Below are 15,216 nucleotides of genomic sequence, written 5' to 3' on the forward strand. Positions count from 1 at the left end.
GTGTTACTCCCCCGGCGTAGTCTCCAAAATGTATACTGCATCAGATTGTTCAAACGACGGTAAAGCTAACATAGACACTTTCGTTTCTACATTAACAGGGTCTGGTTTTTTAGTTGTCGTGATTGCTACTCCGGTATCAACCAATGAAACTTTGGCTACATTTTGATCAGCCATAAGATCGGATTCTTCTGGCGTTGTACCAAACCATGTTTTTCCTAACGTTTGTGCAGGCAATAGTACAAATACATCATCAGGAATAAATTTCTTAGTGCCTGATGCATCTGTGTACACCTTATCGTAAACAACAATTTCTAAATTCAATTCTTCCGCAATGTAATCCAACAGTGCTTGTTTAGATAATTTTGCAGCTTGTGCATTTGCATTATTACCCAAAATAGTCGCTTTAATCGTTGTATTTTGTCGCAAATAGCGGAATGTCTTATTGTTAAGAATTGCTCGAGCAGGTTCTACACCATCAGCTTTTAACGCAGCAATCGCAGTTTCGATATCTTCGATTGGATCTGCATCATCAGTATCACTCCAAGCAACAGTAGCTTCGCCTTTATGACTATCCGGGATATCATAATCGATAAAGTATTCCTGTCCACCCTCGGCAATTGTGATTGTTCCTGTTGTCAGCATTTGCATCCGCATAATTTCTCTTCGGACAGCCGCACCTCGCAATAGATCAGTAGTATCGTCAAAAATACGATTGAGGATAATGTCTCGATATTGTGTATTGTTCGTTTGACTAATAAGGTTAAGTTGTTGTCGTAATTCTTCGTCAATGTACTTAGATTCTTTGAAGAAGATCATCTCTCCGATCATTTCTTCAAATCCTTCACGTCCTCGAGGAATCACATCAGCATCTAGCGCAGAAGGGCGCAAAGCGATAGGTGATCCTGTTTTTCCTTTCAACCAAGATAGCTTAGTCCCTAGTTGTTTATCATCAGGAAATAACTCTTCACCAAGAAATGGTTGTTGTTCATTGATTTTTTCTGCCCAATATGTGGCAATATTAGGCGCTTGAACTAAATCAAAAACGTTAAATGCCGCAAAATATTGCAAATTCATTTTCATTAGTGTTTCTTTACGTATATTCACTTTCATGCTATTACCTCCTATTAGTTGTTTCGTTTTACAAAATAGATTTTTCCATCAAGCGCTGTTTTTGCTTGAGTCACGATTGTCAAACCTGTTTCTAATCGCAGTTCATTAACAGTCCCAAAGTACAACAAAGTACCATTTGCTTTTTCTGCTTCTGCCTCAAAAACGACATCGTGCAATAATACACCTTTTGCATTCGCTCCTGTTCCAGCATCATTAGTAACTGTTACGACAGCTTGCTCATCCGCAAAAGGATCATTGCTACCGCCGACTGGTGTACCAGCAGGAATATATTTTTTGCCTTGTGCATTTGTAGCCGTAACACCTGTTACGCCAACAACTACCGATAGAGATTTATAATTATTTACATCCGCTAAGATTTGACGTTTAGAACCAAATACTCGTTTTTCCATCTATCTGTTCCTCCTAATTTTTAAAATATGTGTGTTTGTGCTGTTTTGTTGCTGTTCTTTGTGCTAGTTGTTTGCCAAATTCACCTTGAACAGAACTATTTGTTGTCCCATCCAATGGGATACGACCGCCAAGACGTTTTTCAAAATCCGCTTTGATCGCTTCACGTTCCGCATCAATCGATGCCAAATACGTTTTAACATTGTCTGCTGTGGTTTCAGCATCTTCCGTTACAATCAACTTAAGCATTTCTTTTGTAGGATTAGCGCCTTTATCAGATAACATTTCACTTGCTTGTTCTGACATCTTAAGTAAAACATCTTTACGTTTATACTCCGCTAATTCATCTTCCAACTTCTGTTTTTCGTAATCAGCTTTCTCTTTTTCGTCCATTGTGGCAAGCTTATCAGCTTCATCTTTTTCTTTGCGCCATCTTTTTTCAGCAGCTTTAACAGCTTTCGTTGTTTCAGCAGCAATCATTTTCGCTACTTCGTCACGAGAAAATGTTTTGCCTGTTTCTTCATCCTTTTGCTTATTATCTGGTGGAGTAGTTTGTTCCGCCGGCGATGTACCATTGCCACCATCTGGATTTTCAGCAAAGTATTGTAGGTTCATAGGCATTAATAAACGTTTTTTCTTCATGATTATTCCTCCACGGTTACGCCGCTACCCGATAATTTAACTGGTTACGCCAGTCAGTCGAAACAGCTCAATTTATATAGCCCCGAGCAGTAGAGGGCATAATAAAAAGCCTAGCTACTAACTAGACCTTCATTTCATATTATTCATAACCCAATTCTGAATCATCAGGAACAATCCCCGTCCTACAGTTCACATGATAAGGCGGAGCTGTTATGCCTGGTTTATATTCGGACAATAAATACGACTTATCTTCACTGTCTATTTTCAAACAAATATCAGTCGTTCTATTATCAACATGGACATTATTCTTATATCTTGTCAATCCGAACTCTTCAAAACGTTTAGCCGCGGAAAGATTGATAACATTAGTTCCATCTGTTCTAATAATCGCTTCTGCTCTACTTTTAGCTACGCTGTATTTTTTACGTAATTCACGAGCTATATCCGATGAACCAGATCCGCGTATAAAGCCTTGGGTAAGTACTTTTTTTAAATCCTTTGCAAGATCATCTGTATTCCCCCATATACTGGCAGAGTAATTTTTACCGTTGAAAGGTGTTTTTACAATCTGTTCTAGCGCAGGTTTATTAAGTGTACTTTGCGAATTACCACCTGCTATTTTACGGTAAGCGTATTGTGCTACCTCTTTTAGATACCGATCGAATGATTTATGCAAGGTGCCACTCATAACGCCTAATTGCCATTCAAAATTGAGGTGTAATGCTTCAAGTCTAGTAACTCTTCCAGCTCTATATTGTTCATTCAATCGTTTCAAAAGCTCAGGATCTTTTTCTGCTTGTTTTAAATACTTCTCAGCATTCGCTCGATAGTCTGACAAATCTTCACGCATTAGCCGTTTTTTTGCCTCCTGTACAGAGATTTTATTTTCCTTGGCATATTGTGCGTAAAATTCATAAATCTCTTTCTGCACGCTCTGACGACCTTCTGTGTAAATAGTTTGTAATTCATCGAAAAAATCAAGATCGGTTTGATCTACATAAGCCATAATTTCATCCATGCGACTTGACCAATAATTAGCTGACTTTTCAAGCTTCGGCATCTAATTCATCCTTTTGTTCTATAGTTGCTTTATTTTCTTCGACTTGTTTGTTCTCTTTTTCAGTATCTGTTTGTTCGATTACTTCTTTTTCAGGACGTCTAGCTGATGTTTGTTCATCTTGCTTCTTCAATCGCTTAAGTTCTTCTTCGAACGGAATACCTGTCAATCGCTCAGCCATTTCACATAATGTTTGATCCGATACAATACCGACCATTCCAGAAATAACATTCATGATTTCTTCGTCAGACTGCGGTACATTGGGAGTAAATTGTATTTTTATCTCGTTTACTTTGTTGTATAGCTGCTCTTGTTGCTTTTCATCAGAAACAAAAAAGGCTTTGACTGTACCAATCAAGCCTTGTGGTTTATTCAATTCATCTTTAATGCTCCAAGAGTGGGTAAGTAACCGTAGCCGGCGCATAATAGCTTTTTTGACCATGCGTTCCTTGTTCTTTCGGTCATTATCTGACCCCCAACCTTTGAAACGGAATCCAATGCCCGACTGGTTAGACCCGATGTTCTCGTCAGTAAAATCAATAAGAGATGTAAAGCGCAAGATGTCAGCAACTGTCCGACTGTCATTAGCTTCCATTCCTGCAACGTCATACTCTTTCTTTAGGTAATACGCATCAGGTTCAGCTCCGGCTATATTACCGTCATATATCTTTTTGTCGCCTAAAACAAGCATTCTAGCTTGTATCATATCTTTGAACAATTCCGTCTTGCTATTGTCGCCTTCTTCATCATCTGCAGTATCAGGATTGCCTTTAATCACCAAATATGCTTCCGATGAATCTTGTTGGAAGTTAGCCATCTCAGAACGCGAAAGGTCGTATGCATCAATCGAATCGAGTACACGTTCGAAATCGCCTAAACGTTCCTCGTTGTTTATCCATTCATTGATTTGGACCGAATCGAAATAACTTTCAACAATACCATTCTCTTCGATTTCAGCTTTCTCTAAATCATCATTTTCTGCTATTAAGTAATAGTTTAATCCGCTATTAGTATATAGTTCTATTCGTGTCCACGTTTTATCTAAAAACTCTTCTTTGTAGTAGTGGACACCGCAAATCGAATTACGATCTTTTGTGTTGTCGTATATGATAAATGTTTGTTCTGCATCAAATTTGGCTAATGCCTCTTTTCCATATTCGTCACGACCGATCCACTCATACGCTCGCCCTAGGCCAAACATATCACGCCCCATCAGTTGATTGTGGTAGTCTTCGTTTGATTGACTAGCAAATGTATTGATTTTTTCTGCTATTAACTTGTCTCCACCGTATCTCAACGGATTACCGAGCAAAACCCCAAGCTTAAACGAAACGATAAAATTTGCAAAATCACTTGCAATACGGTTATCCGATCTACCCTCTGTTTTATCCTGACGATATTTAATATTGTTATAACCTAACATGTAGCGTTTCAACTCTTTAAGCCTTGGCACCTGTTTGTCTTGATGGTGCCTGATAAATTTAACAATCATTTCCCAAATGTCTTCATGTTCGAAATCGATTACCTGTTCAACTTCTTCTGTTCGTTGATTTAACATTTCTCGTTTCGGCAATCTATCGACCGGCACTTTATACACTAAGTTCGCTTCATCATCAAACCGTTTACCACTTAATAACTGTATATTACGTTCCATTGGATCACCCCTACAATCCTAGTTTTTTGAATGTGTTAATCGTCTTTTTGACGTTGACTGGTTCTGGTTTCTTTCTCATATCATCGTTAAATGCGTATCGAGTAGCATCAATCGTATGGTTATCCTTGTCTTCTAAACGAGGCTTAGGATTTCCGTCACGATCCGTTTGGTAATCGATATTTTCAAATTCCCTAGCGATATTAGGTGTTCGTAGCGGGTCTATGTAGATAGCATCTAAATCGTCTAGCCACTTTTCCCCATACTCAACGCTGTCCGGTCCTTTGGTAACTTGTCTTATTCTTGATATATCGTGTTCGTTCTTCATCTCAGCGTTTGATTTCGGCTCAACTTCTGCAATGATATCTTGATAATCGTATTTCTTGCTCTTGATCCACTGTGCAGCACGTCTATTGCTACATTTAACTTCATACAATTCATCAATAGCATAGATACTGTTTCGTTTCTTGTCATAATGCCAGCGAACAAATGCAAGAGGATCAGTGGCATAGCCATAATCAAGCCCTTGCCGGACATTATCAAAATTGGCAACCATTTCATCTGTGATGCTTCCCGCCACAACTTTCAGATTATCAAATGGCACAACTCCAGAACCGATTGCTTTGCCTAGATATTCCCATTCATAACGTCTTTGGTTTCTGTCTCTCGTTGCCTCTGCTTCTTCGATGAAAGCTTTTGCTATATACGGATTATCTAGATACGTAGAATGATGGATAAATGTATTAGCCGGCTGAAAGCTCGTTTCATATTTTTTATTGACCCAACTCTGTTTTCGTTTGGGCGGATTATAGCTGTAAAAAAACTTATAAAAAAGACCATCATCCAGTTCGCCACGTAATAACGAGTTAGTGATAGTTGTAACATCTTCTTCTTTTTTAAATTCTGCTAATTCTTCTATCCACGCTATCGCAAATGGGAATCGACTGTCTTTCAAAGACTTAATTCGTTCTGGATTTTGTGCGCCACGAAAAGCAATATAATTCCCTCTAGGTGCATAAGTAATCTTCATTGGGCTTTTATTGATTCGAAAGTAATTTGATACATTCTGTTCTTCGATTGCCCATTTCAATTGCTCGAAAACCGAAAGTTCAATTGTATTATCTACGAAACGAATAGCAACAGCATTAATCGGGTAGCGCATGATCAATTGAATCAAGATGTGAGCGATATCCGATGATTTTCCAGAACCACGCCCCCCTTTTTCAACAACATGCAAAATATCAGGATTAATCGCAGCTTTCCATGTTTCGTGAAAAGCTTTCGGAAGAAATTCAGATAAATGCTTAACCATCATCTGTATCACCTATATCATCAACAAAAGTCGGCGGCTGTATGGCTGTCACTTCTTGTTTATTTACTGGAGCAAATCCGCCTCTATCTAAAATATCTTTGGCTGCATTAAATCGAACCATTTCAGATTTTGCATTCAGTAAATTTAACATTGTTTTCAATGCTTTCCCTGATGACTTACTCATAATTACCTTCACATAATTGTCATAAGCGCTCGTAAAATCCTCGTCCTTCATCCAATTGTATAACGTTTGTTCACTTATTTTTAGTTCTTGAGCAATTTCTTGTCGCTTCAAAGAACCTTCAAATAGTAATTGTATAGCCATTTCATGCTTCTTAGTCAATTTCAAAAAATCGCCTCCAAACTAAAAAAAACTAAAACAAAAAGACCACTCATCGAGTGATCCTGAATTGATTTTCTATTTTCACATGATATAATAGACATAGAAAAAGGACGTGCTGCAAACACGCCCCATGTAGAACCGTTAAAAAGACGGTGACCATCAATAGTGTTTTAACCATCTACTGACCTGTCAAAGTGTTAGATGGTTATTTTTTTTGGTTTTTATTATCTGTGATCAGCAATACCAATGTCGCAAAAGCAATCATCAGTGATAATGCTTCAAATACAGACATGCCTACTCCCTTCTAGGGATAAAGCTATGAACCATAGGCATCACCCCTTTTTCAAGAGATTAGCCACCATCTTTTCACTTTTCTACAAAATGTATTATATCTAACTTTTCTTCCTTAGACTAGAAAAAATATGCCAAACTGCCTAGCCAATCTGGCACGTATATAACAATACTAGGTTGTTCGCCACTTCCTGTTTCCGCAGTGTGGCTTATGTAACAAGTTTTCGCTGACTGGCAGTCGGGATGACTATAAACCCTAATTACGAGATTGTTTATCCGACAAAAGCCTTGGGATAACTCAAGGGCTGATTGCCACGTGCTTTTGCTCAATCTCAATGTCACTGGAGTGGTGCTGCCCCACTCGGTAATACGGACTGGGAACTCTCTGCTCCGTTAATTACACTCTATATCTCGTGATTACTCACGCCCAGATTGTGCGGATCTTCCGCCACAGCGACAAGTTTAAAAACTCAAAACTTAACAGATTGTGGGCTTTTCTTCCTGCTTCATACACACTCACTGCATTCAGTCACATACTCAAAGAGGCTGAACCATCGGGAGCTACCCAATAGCTTCTCTTTGCTTTTCATGTATGGTCTAGCACGGTGGCTAACAACGTTCACCTAAACATTCAGCTTTTAAAGTATTTATTACATAAACCCATCTGTTATTATAATAATGTCCCTGAAACTGACTTAGGCTACTTGTACCAAGTTCTCTTGTTAAACCTGCATTTCTGCAGTTCTCGTCAAAGGGAGTCTTTCGAGTTTTCTAAGGTCTGCCAAGCTTCTCACACTTCACCTAACTTAGATTCTTCTCCACAGGAGCGTCTATTGTATCCCCCAAGAGTCTTGTACCTTACAATCCATGTGCACTCCACATAGCACTTAACTGATATTAGCTTTTACTAATAGTTCCTCACATGTCACCATACAACATACCTACAATCAAAGACACTATCGCACCTTTGATCATATTCAGATTTATGCCATGCTATCCTAGCACGCTGTTCAAACGTTCTACACTAGGTTCACAATCTATTAAGTTTTCAATCTTCAAATAATATAAAGACGGCAAATGAAGATAAGGAGTGAACTCAACTCCTTTGTAAATATTGCCGTCTTCTGTCCTGTCTTCTGCCAAAGAAGAATAAGCGATAAGGAGATTGCCTCCTTTCGGTTGATGGAATATTGTGAGTAGTCCAATCACCGACCACCTACTCTTTCGACACTATCATAATAACACGGGTGAACGGATAATTTGCGCCAAATCTACGCCAAAAAGGCCAAATTTGCGCCATTTACGCCAAAATTTTCAGCGGTAAGCGACTATACCGAATACATCAGCGAATTCCAATAGAGCTTCCGACTTCATTCGATTTAACGTTCTTGTAGCTACGCCTAAATTATCTGCAATTTCGTCGTTTGTCATGATGTCTCTTACGCAATATGTATAATACAGTACCTGTCTGCTCATCAGTCCTAATCGACTCAATGCATATTCTATCGCTTGAATTTTCTCTTTTGTTTCGATGTGCTGAATCATTGCCTCTTCTGTTTTGTTCCCGTTCTTAGGCGCTTTAGGCATATCATTGATGAATGGCGAACGTATATCAATCGGACTTCTACCTGCCTTACGTTCTAGAGTACGATACTGTCTTAGAATAGATCTCGCATTTTCTTTCGTTTGTTTGATGTCTGCCTCTTTTATCATTTCCAACCACCTCGAAATATGATATACTTAATAAGTTGAGACATTCTTTTATTGATTTTCTTTTTATGTACGAGGCAGCCATCGAACGGCTGCCTTTTTTTATGCTATTTCCCAAAGATCCATTTGAGGATAATAACCTTCTTCTTTCAACAAATTATAAATAAACAATCTTCCTTTTTGGGTCCACTTGGTACTCATCACAATTTTATTCGTTCCATCAGTCTGGACAATTTCGCTTGTATGAGATTTTGTGTACCCGCAATTCATATGCTTCTTATACAGCAGCCATTGACCGCTAACTTTTCTTTGTACACCTAATTGATGCAACAGCTTGTTGAATTGTACAGCAGACATTCCATAGTCCGCTGCAATCTGTGAAATAGTCACTGCATCTTTTGATGCTAGAATCGTGTCAAGATAAGTGATTTTCGGTTCATATTCAGCTATTTGCTGTTCGAGCATCATTTTTTCTTCTTCCAAATCAGCTGCTAAACGCAAAGCATCCGCAAATGAACGAGGAACATTTGTATAACTACCTGTTTTTCTGATTGTTGGTAACACTTCACTTGTAACCCATCGTTTGAACTTTCTTGCATTTGGAAGTTTTGATTTAAGAATTAGGCTGTATAGCCCTGATTCATTGATGATTGTCATATTACGATTTTGACCTGATGCACTAATTCGGTGCGTCAGCTTATCCTCTTCATCAACATGATTTCTGATAGCATTATCAGCTCTTTCATATCCTAAAACCTCTGCCACATCTTTCCCTACAAAATACGGCTCATCATTTACTAAAAACGTTCTTACTTGATTATCTTCAAAACTAAAAATTTGTGGTGTTCCCATCTGCTTTCTTCTCCTTCTTCAAATATTTATCGTTCACAGTCCCGTTCATTTTGGCTTTCTCTAACAACTTACGCTTCTTCTTTTTGATTTTTGATTTCGTCTTCCCCATCATAACGCTCCTTTTTATCTAATCCCTTACAATAATCACGCTTACGGCAAAGATTACCGTAAACGCAACAACTCCTAACACTGCACCTGTCATAATCATCCTCCCGCTTCCATCGCATCCCTGACTAACGGATCATTGATAATTATCTTGTACTTCATCTGGTCATGTTGCAGTTGCTGTTCTAGCTTCACGATCTGCTTTTGCTGGTCAATTATTGTATAGGATAGCCAACTCAAGCCTGCGATCGTTAGCAGTATTGATACAATAGCTAATACTGTATAATGATTAACTTTCATTGGCTGGCTCCAATAGTCCTGGGTTCTCGTAGATGTTACCTAAAATAGTTATATCGCTAGAGGTTAAATTAAAATTGTGCAAGAATATTTCTTCTAAATCTTCCGCATCAGGTAAACTCATGGAAACAGAAATCCCATCAATTTCACTAGGTATAGGCTTGGGAGTGTCGAAGTCGTACTTGGCATCTTTGATTATCCATGCTGTTCCTGTTTCGTCTTTATCAACCACACCGATCATATGATTTTCTTGGTAATAGCCCATGGGCCACTCTTCCCAAAAGATATCAATGATGTCACCTCTATAAACGTCCTTTTCTTCATCGTCTTCGTGTGAATCTGACATATATCCTTTCAAGCCAGTGGATTGCATAAGTACTGCTTGTTTACCAACCTCAAAATTGTCGCACCAGCCATCAACTGTTACGTGAGGTCCTTCAATTCCCAAGAAACTGTGCCCTCTTGTGTCAAACGCTAAAACATTCTTCATCTCTTTTTCATATTTCAACCAAGCCCTATATTTTGGTACCATCTTATCCCTCCTGTTCAATCAAACAAATAGCGGGCCCGCAAGCAACCTCATTGTTAAATCTGTAAATATTTTTCCTTACAGAATCTAGATCTTCTTTGACTTCTTCATTCATTTTGTATGAAAAATTTGCCCAATCATTAAAGGAATCAAGCCAGCCTTGTTCCTCGTTGTCAGTAGTAATGATGTATTTCATCTTATCCCTCCTGTTCGCTATCGCTGACGATTGCGGAATTCGTTGCTTGTCCAACAGCTCATCACAGAAAATCATTCCACCCAAGACCTAAGCTATGCATATAGCAAAATTCGTCACACACAAGGTGCCTTTTATGGTATTCATTCTTAAAACTCAATCTACTTCCACATTCTGAACAATAAAGTACTACTTTTTTATCTGGATAACCGTTTTCGATTAGCCAGTTTTTAAATTGTTTGTTTTTTTGGCGCCTGTTCATCAATCTTCCACCTGTTCCAATGTCCAATTCGCAAATATTTTTAGGACTTGTGCTTGTTCGTCCCTTGTCAATTTTAGCGTAGCGACAATAACTTCAGATCGTGGCGTTTGAGAGAATAAGCAAGCCGTTACTCCAAACGGGTCTGCGTTACCTGTATATCTATTTTTCAACCAATCCAAAACGACCTGCTGATTCTCGTTGAGTTGCGGTTGATCGTGATCTTCAACAATTTCAACAATATCGTCCCAATTTACCCAGTAATCAAAATTCGAGTAATTGAGTACAGCGCTGCTTCCTTGAATACGTTCTTCTTTCAATCTTTTTATTAATTCACTCATAATCATTCCTCGCTTCCTGCGGTTGACATTTTTTCACAAAAAAGGCAAAGTGTTAACATTGCACGTAGTGATAGAGTATTTTTTTGCTTTCGGTTGTGAAATTTCATCGATTATTGTATGAAAGTTGTAAAAAATAGAAATTCCTCTATTTCGTCGGATAGCTGACTGATTCACCATCTACGTTATAGTCATATAATCTCGATATCTATTACATTCTGTTCTCATTTTTTCTTACCCTTTCAAGTTTGCTGGCTATTACTCAGATAATTCGAGCGGAATGAGAATCTTGTTTTCAATCGCTCGTATTGCATTTTTGGTCAAAATTCTTTGCCATCGTTTATTTTTAGGAGACCACCGCATAGCCGCTGATTTCAATAAGCTTCGAAGCTCGTCAGATGGCTTTCCGTTGGTTACGATATAAATTCGGTTATCTTCTAAATCGATGCCATAACCAGCAATTTCTTCGTGTTCAAGTTCGGTATAAAATGCTTGCCAGCCTTCTTCTTGTGCTTTAGCTTTTCGTTTAGCTTCTACATTTTCTCTTTGTTCGATCAAAACTGGATCAAACATTTTTCTTGTATTATCTAAAAATCTTTCATGCTTCCCATCGTTGCCGTATAGTTCCCTTTCCAACTCATGAATGCGATCAAGTTCACGCTTTTTCTTTCTAGCGGGATAGTTAGCACCGCCTGAAATCATTACAGATGGAATTGTCGTTGCTTTCAAAATGTTAGTTCGCAACTCAACTACCAATTTGTTGTATTTAACAAGCCTTTCATCCAAAGATTTTTCATTTTCTGGTGTGACGAATGATCTAAAGTCATTTACAAAGGATTCGATATAACTTTCAATCTCCTTGTTAAAGTCTCTTCCTCGGTAAAAAGAAGTCAATTCTTCGTAACGTTCCCCCACTTCTTTTGGGATTTGATAAACAAGCTCAATTCGTCCATTGAGTACGTTTTCGAATGTTAGCATCTAATGCCCTCCTTCAGTTGGTTATTTTGATGGATAGCTGACTTACACATCATACTCACCAAGAATTTGTTCACCAGTTGCCCCAATCAATCCCCAAGCTTTCGCTTGAATTTCGTAACGGTATTTGTTGTCATACAAATACGCTAGTCTATTTTGAGCTGCCTTTGTCAGCTCTGGAATGTCCAATCCCAGCTCTTTCGCCTTAATTAGCTCACTAGAAATTTCGTTAATCTCGTCTTTATGCGATTGGATAATGTCCATAATGTTTTCTTTGGTAAGCACTGCTATGCCCTCCTTCAGTTGGTTATTTTGATGGATAGCGGAATTACTTTACTATCCATCCTAATTCGTTCAATCTATGCTGATTTTTGATTTTCTTTACATCTTTAAGTGGAAGTTCGGTTACACTAACGCCTTTCAGCTTAGTAATAACATCAATAAAACTATATTTTATTTCTAGCACTTCTGTAGCTAAGTAGATTGCGTTATTCCCCATGTCGCAAACGTCACCCACTTTTACAATCTGACGTTTTTCATGTGAGGAAAGATTATTTACATTCGCCGTTTTAAAAGTACTTGTTATTCCGGTTTCTTTTGGATTTCTGTTGTTCTCATCAAAAGTTCCTACTTTTTGAGCGACTACAATAGCTTCGATCAAGTCATGCTGCCAACCTGACTTTCCACCTAGGTTTACATATCTTGCTTTAATTCGATTTTTGGCGATTGCACGCACTAGCCATGATTCGCCTTCATAATCAAATATATCGTTAAGCTTCAAAGAGTTATTAAAGCCGATTTTTTCTAACTTCATTACTCCTAGCATTGTTACTCCCTTTCCATAATCTCTGTCGTTAGCGGACTACCCATCTTCTTTCAGCAGTACCGAACCATAGCCAATCTGTGTTGATGTTTAGATAGTTGTATACCAGATAAGCTAAATCTAATGTTTCAGCCCCTTCAGCATGACAATATTCTAAGAATTCTCCCATAGCTGGACATAAAAATCTTGGAGCTATCATAGCCCAACAGTTAATGGTGCAAAGAAATTCGTTGAGCTTCTGAACGTTTTCTTCTGTTTTAGGAATTAGAACATACTCTAATTCTTCTCCGCTAGCGGAACATTCCAAAACCTCAAACTGATTAAGAAATGGAATAACTTGGACTTCAAGCCTGAACATTTCATCTTTTTGCTTTTGTATTTGGTTTGCATCAATCATTCTCTGTCCTCCTAGTTGGTAATATCTTCCGATTCTGGAATTATTTCAGGTCACTGGACTTAACAAAAACACCATTGACCATCTTGCCAGTTCGCCCTTTGATTTCGTCATAAGCGCAATTCAAACACTCGTACAAATCCATATCATTTTGCATTGCCAAGATGATCAAGGTCACTACTACATCACCGATACCATCACGCAACGCATCTTGGTTATTTCTTGCTAATGCAGCTGCGACCTCGCCGGTTTCCTCAAAAACCTTCAACATCTGTTTACTAGAATCTGCTTTATTCAATCCTTTGTCTTTTGCCCATTGCTCAACTTGTTCGATTAATTCGTCCATTGTTATTTCTCCTTCAAAAATCAAGTTCATCGTCATCATCTTCGTTATTTTTACCAGTTAAGAGAGCATACGTAGTGTATGCTGCTCCTAACAAAAATAGTAAGAGGATAATCTTAGCTATAAAAAATCCCATGCTATTTCCCTTTCTCATCAGTTACAACAGTATCCGCACCATTTACAGTGACCCATCCATGCTCTTTTCTAGCTTGTGCTTCCTCATAACGGATTAAATTATCTGTGATTGATTCCGCAATTTTACGGTTTGCTTCCGCCTCCGCTTCCGCAGCTTTTGTTTTTTTATACGCTTCACTGTCTGCTTTTGTCTTGGCAGTTTCAGCTTCTAATTTAGCTTTTTCATTTTCCTGTCCTGCTTGAATGATTGCATCAATTGATTTTTGTGTTTCTTTGTCAACATCAGGTACGCCAAGGGTTACATCCTCCACTTCAAAACCTTTGGATTCAACTGATTTAGCAAAATTCGTTAATACTTCGGCTTCCACTTTGGAAGAATCACCCGAAAGAACATCAAGCAGACTATATTTCGCATAAACTTCACGAGCTACTTTTTGAAGTTTAGATTTTAGCCACCCACTCTCAATATCTTCAGAAGTGATATTCCCAAATTCTTTATACATTTTTGCCGCTTTACTCGAATCTACTTTGTAATCATATTTGATATTGATTGATGTCTTTTTCCCATCGCTGGTTGATACAGATACGTTTTTCGCTTGTATCGTTTGAAGTCTGATTGGATACTGAATTACCTGATCGATGCCTACAAACTTCACACCTTGCGTCAATGCTTCGTCCTTAATTCCACCATTCATCGAATAACGTACACCTACATATCCGTTATCAATCTTTTCAAAAAATTTGAATCCACCGACAACACCAATTCCTAAAACAACTAATCCTGATACGCCTAATTTAATTAATTTATTTTCGCTCATTTCACTGTCTCCTCTTCATTTTCTATTCCAAATCGTAATTTAATAAACTCAATTGCAGCTTTGTATTCTTTTGCATAGCGATTATTGCCATGTGTCCTTTCAACTGCTTTTTCAAAATCTCCTAGTGTGCCTATAAAACAGCCTCTATTGACAATGAGCCCACCGCTTTTACTTCTAGAAACAGTTAGCGTGCCTTTTTCCGATCCAACCGGAGTCATCCATAAAACATCCGTACGAGTTCGAACCTGTGCATCGCCGTAGACCTGTGCATCGCCGTAGACCCATGCATCGCCGTAGACCCGTGCATCGCCACTGACCCATGCATTGCCGTAGATCCATGCATTGCCGTAGACCCGTGCATCGCCACTGACCCATGCATTGCCACTGACCCGTGCATCGCCGTAGATCCATGCATTGCCGTAGACCCGTGCATCGCCACTGACCCATGCATCGCCACTGACCCATGCATCGCCTACTTGAGATAGATTGCTCTCTTTTTCTACATAACCGCCTTTTTCCCCAACTTCTACATGTCCGAAACTTTTTAACGCTTTTATGCGATACAATGTTTTTCCAAACAATTCGATCTTTTCATCTGTAAGTTCATACTTCATGATTAAAACACTCCTAT

The 15,216-nt window shown here is 38.6% G+C and carries 22 protein-coding genes; all 22 read right to left on the reverse strand.

Annotated elements, in window-relative coordinates:
- Positions 1–3 precede the first annotated feature (3 nt).
- Positions 4–1,110 carry a major capsid protein gene (locus tag IGI96_RS04530; RefSeq protein ID WP_438784862.1) on the reverse strand — a complete coding sequence of 369 codons (1,107 nt, stop codon included), beginning with the start codon at positions 1,108–1,110 and terminating at the stop codon, positions 4–6.
- A gap of 14 nt (positions 1,111–1,124) precedes the next feature.
- On the reverse strand, positions 1,125–1,520 hold the full coding sequence (locus tag IGI96_RS04535; protein ID WP_438784863.1) for a hypothetical protein: 396 nt from the start codon (positions 1,518–1,520) through the stop codon (positions 1,125–1,127).
- Between the two features lie 13 nt (positions 1,521–1,533).
- Complete coding sequence (locus tag IGI96_RS04540) at positions 1,534–2,160, reverse strand: DUF4355 domain-containing protein (protein WP_438784865.1); 627 nt, start codon at positions 2,158–2,160, stop codon at positions 1,534–1,536.
- A gap of 139 nt (positions 2,161–2,299) precedes the next feature.
- On the reverse strand, positions 2,300–3,220 hold the full coding sequence (locus tag IGI96_RS04545) for a minor capsid protein (protein ID WP_438784866.1): 921 nt from the start codon (positions 3,218–3,220) through the stop codon (positions 2,300–2,302).
- A complete protein-coding gene (locus IGI96_RS04550) occupies positions 3,207–4,871 on the reverse strand; it encodes a phage portal protein (protein ID WP_438784867.1) in 1,665 nt (554 codons plus the stop codon). The genes IGI96_RS04545 and IGI96_RS04550 overlap by 14 nt, the downstream gene beginning before the upstream one ends.
- Before the next feature lie 10 nt (positions 4,872–4,881).
- Positions 4,882–6,180, reverse strand: coding sequence for a PBSX family phage terminase large subunit (locus IGI96_RS04555; RefSeq protein ID WP_438784868.1), 1,299 nt, complete (start codon positions 6,178–6,180; stop codon positions 4,882–4,884).
- A complete protein-coding gene (locus IGI96_RS04560; protein ID WP_438784869.1) occupies positions 6,173–6,529 on the reverse strand; it encodes a phBC6A51 family helix-turn-helix protein in 357 nt (118 codons plus the stop codon). Before IGI96_RS04560 ends, IGI96_RS04555 begins: the two co-directional genes overlap by 8 nt.
- 199 nt (positions 6,530–6,728) lie before the next feature.
- Positions 6,729–6,815: a putative holin-like toxin gene (locus IGI96_RS04565; RefSeq protein WP_438785127.1), complete on the reverse strand. Its 87-nt coding sequence runs from the start codon at positions 6,813–6,815 to the stop codon at positions 6,729–6,731.
- A 1,313-nt stretch (positions 6,816–8,128) separates the two neighbouring features.
- Positions 8,129–8,533 carry an ArpU family phage packaging/lysis transcriptional regulator gene (locus IGI96_RS04570; protein ID WP_438784870.1) on the reverse strand — a complete coding sequence of 135 codons (405 nt, stop codon included), beginning with the start codon at positions 8,531–8,533 and terminating at the stop codon, positions 8,129–8,131.
- A gap of 93 nt (positions 8,534–8,626) precedes the next feature.
- Positions 8,627–9,376, reverse strand: coding sequence for a phage antirepressor (locus tag IGI96_RS04575; RefSeq protein ID WP_438784871.1), 750 nt, complete (start codon positions 9,374–9,376; stop codon positions 8,627–8,629).
- Positions 9,354–9,485 carry a hypothetical protein gene (locus IGI96_RS04580; RefSeq protein WP_438784872.1) on the reverse strand — a complete coding sequence of 44 codons (132 nt, stop codon included), beginning with the start codon at positions 9,483–9,485 and terminating at the stop codon, positions 9,354–9,356. Before IGI96_RS04580 ends, IGI96_RS04575 begins: the two co-directional genes overlap by 23 nt.
- A gap of 95 nt (positions 9,486–9,580) precedes the next feature.
- Positions 9,581–9,781 carry a hypothetical protein gene (locus IGI96_RS04585; RefSeq protein WP_438784873.1) on the reverse strand — a complete coding sequence of 67 codons (201 nt, stop codon included), beginning with the start codon at positions 9,779–9,781 and terminating at the stop codon, positions 9,581–9,583.
- Complete coding sequence (locus tag IGI96_RS04590; protein ID WP_438784874.1) at positions 9,771–10,310, reverse strand: YopX family protein; 540 nt, start codon at positions 10,308–10,310, stop codon at positions 9,771–9,773. Before IGI96_RS04590 ends, IGI96_RS04585 begins: the two co-directional genes overlap by 11 nt.
- Before the next feature lies 1 nt (position 10,311).
- Positions 10,312–10,503 carry a hypothetical protein gene (locus IGI96_RS04595; RefSeq protein WP_438784875.1) on the reverse strand — a complete coding sequence of 64 codons (192 nt, stop codon included), beginning with the start codon at positions 10,501–10,503 and terminating at the stop codon, positions 10,312–10,314.
- A 258-nt stretch (positions 10,504–10,761) separates the two neighbouring features.
- Complete coding sequence (locus tag IGI96_RS04600; protein ID WP_438784876.1) at positions 10,762–11,100, reverse strand: hypothetical protein; 339 nt, start codon at positions 11,098–11,100, stop codon at positions 10,762–10,764.
- 255 nt (positions 11,101–11,355) lie between these two features.
- Positions 11,356–12,075, reverse strand: coding sequence for a hypothetical protein (locus IGI96_RS04605; RefSeq protein WP_438784877.1), 720 nt, complete (start codon positions 12,073–12,075; stop codon positions 11,356–11,358).
- A 42-nt stretch (positions 12,076–12,117) separates the two neighbouring features.
- Positions 12,118–12,357: a hypothetical protein gene (locus IGI96_RS04610; RefSeq protein WP_438784878.1), complete on the reverse strand. Its 240-nt coding sequence runs from the start codon at positions 12,355–12,357 to the stop codon at positions 12,118–12,120.
- Positions 12,358–12,400: 43 nt separating this feature from the next.
- Positions 12,401–12,886 carry a hypothetical protein gene (locus IGI96_RS04615; RefSeq protein WP_438784879.1) on the reverse strand — a complete coding sequence of 162 codons (486 nt, stop codon included), beginning with the start codon at positions 12,884–12,886 and terminating at the stop codon, positions 12,401–12,403.
- Positions 12,887–12,926: 40 nt separating this feature from the next.
- Entirely contained in the window at positions 12,927–13,292 is a 366-nt protein-coding gene (locus tag IGI96_RS04620) for a hypothetical protein (protein ID WP_438784880.1), read from the reverse strand.
- Positions 13,293–13,332: 40 nt separating this feature from the next.
- Positions 13,333–13,635: a MazG-like family protein gene (locus tag IGI96_RS04625; protein WP_438784881.1), complete on the reverse strand. Its 303-nt coding sequence runs from the start codon at positions 13,633–13,635 to the stop codon at positions 13,333–13,335.
- 134 nt (positions 13,636–13,769) lie between these two features.
- A complete protein-coding gene (locus tag IGI96_RS04630) occupies positions 13,770–14,585 on the reverse strand; it encodes an SPFH domain-containing protein (RefSeq protein WP_438784882.1) in 816 nt (271 codons plus the stop codon).
- Positions 14,582–15,199 (reverse strand): polymer-forming cytoskeletal protein, encoded by a 618-nt coding sequence (locus IGI96_RS04635; protein WP_438784883.1) that lies wholly within the window; start codon positions 15,197–15,199, stop codon positions 14,582–14,584. Before IGI96_RS04635 ends, IGI96_RS04630 begins: the two co-directional genes overlap by 4 nt.
- Positions 15,200–15,216 lie beyond the last annotated feature (17 nt).

The sequence above is a fragment of the Enterococcus sp. DIV0421 genome (assembly GCF_051713745.1).
GTDB classification, from domain to species: domain Bacteria; phylum Bacillota; class Bacilli; order Lactobacillales; family Enterococcaceae; genus Enterococcus_D; species Enterococcus_D casseliflavus.

Bases quoted from the DNA above. Each gene is read 5' to 3' on its own strand.
- IGI96_RS04530 (WP_438784862.1), bottom strand. From the start codon at position 1,110: ATGAAAGTGAATATACGTAAAGAAACACTAATGAAAATGAATTTGCAA.
- IGI96_RS04605 (WP_438784877.1), bottom strand. From the start codon at position 12,075: ATGCTAACATTCGAAAACGTACTCAATGGACGAATTGAGCTTGTTTAT.
- IGI96_RS04545 (WP_438784866.1), bottom strand. From the start codon at position 3,220: ATGCCGAAGCTTGAAAAGTCAGCTAATTATTGGTCAAGTCGCATGGAT.
- IGI96_RS04630 (WP_438784882.1), bottom strand. From the start codon at position 14,585: ATGAGCGAAAATAAATTAATTAAATTAGGCGTATCAGGATTAGTTGTT.
- IGI96_RS04580 (WP_438784872.1), bottom strand. From the start codon at position 9,485: ATGGGGAAGACGAAATCAAAAATCAAAAAGAAGAAGCGTAAGTTGTTA.
- IGI96_RS04620 (WP_438784880.1), bottom strand. From the start codon at position 13,292: ATGATTGATGCAAACCAAATACAAAAGCAAAAAGATGAAATGTTCAGG.
- IGI96_RS04590 (WP_438784874.1), bottom strand. From the start codon at position 10,310: ATGGTACCAAAATATAGGGCTTGGTTGAAATATGAAAAAGAGATGAAG.
- IGI96_RS04615 (WP_438784879.1), bottom strand. From the start codon at position 12,886: ATGAAGTTAGAAAAAATCGGCTTTAATAACTCTTTGAAGCTTAACGAT.
- IGI96_RS04595 (WP_438784875.1), bottom strand. From the start codon at position 10,503: ATGAAATACATCATTACTACTGACAACGAGGAACAAGGCTGGCTTGAT.
- IGI96_RS04540 (WP_438784865.1), bottom strand. From the start codon at position 2,160: ATGAAGAAAAAACGTTTATTAATGCCTATGAACCTACAATACTTTGCT.
- IGI96_RS04555 (WP_438784868.1), bottom strand. From the start codon at position 6,180: ATGGTTAAGCATTTATCTGAATTTCTTCCGAAAGCTTTTCACGAAACA.
- IGI96_RS04535 (WP_438784863.1), bottom strand. From the start codon at position 1,520: ATGGAAAAACGAGTATTTGGTTCTAAACGTCAAATCTTAGCGGATGTA.
- IGI96_RS04585 (WP_438784873.1), bottom strand. From the start codon at position 9,781: ATGAAAGTTAATCATTATACAGTATTAGCTATTGTATCAATACTGCTA.
- IGI96_RS04575 (WP_438784871.1), bottom strand. From the start codon at position 9,376: ATGGGAACACCACAAATTTTTAGTTTTGAAGATAATCAAGTAAGAACG.
- IGI96_RS04550 (WP_438784867.1), bottom strand. From the start codon at position 4,871: ATGGAACGTAATATACAGTTATTAAGTGGTAAACGGTTTGATGATGAA.
- IGI96_RS04600 (WP_438784876.1), bottom strand. From the start codon at position 11,100: ATGAGTGAATTAATAAAAAGATTGAAAGAAGAACGTATTCAAGGAAGC.
- IGI96_RS04635 (WP_438784883.1), bottom strand. From the start codon at position 15,199: ATGAAGTATGAACTTACAGATGAAAAGATCGAATTGTTTGGAAAAACA.
- IGI96_RS04625 (WP_438784881.1), bottom strand. From the start codon at position 13,635: ATGGACGAATTAATCGAACAAGTTGAGCAATGGGCAAAAGACAAAGGA.
- IGI96_RS04565 (WP_438785127.1), bottom strand. From the start codon at position 6,815: ATGTCTGTATTTGAAGCATTATCACTGATGATTGCTTTTGCGACATTG.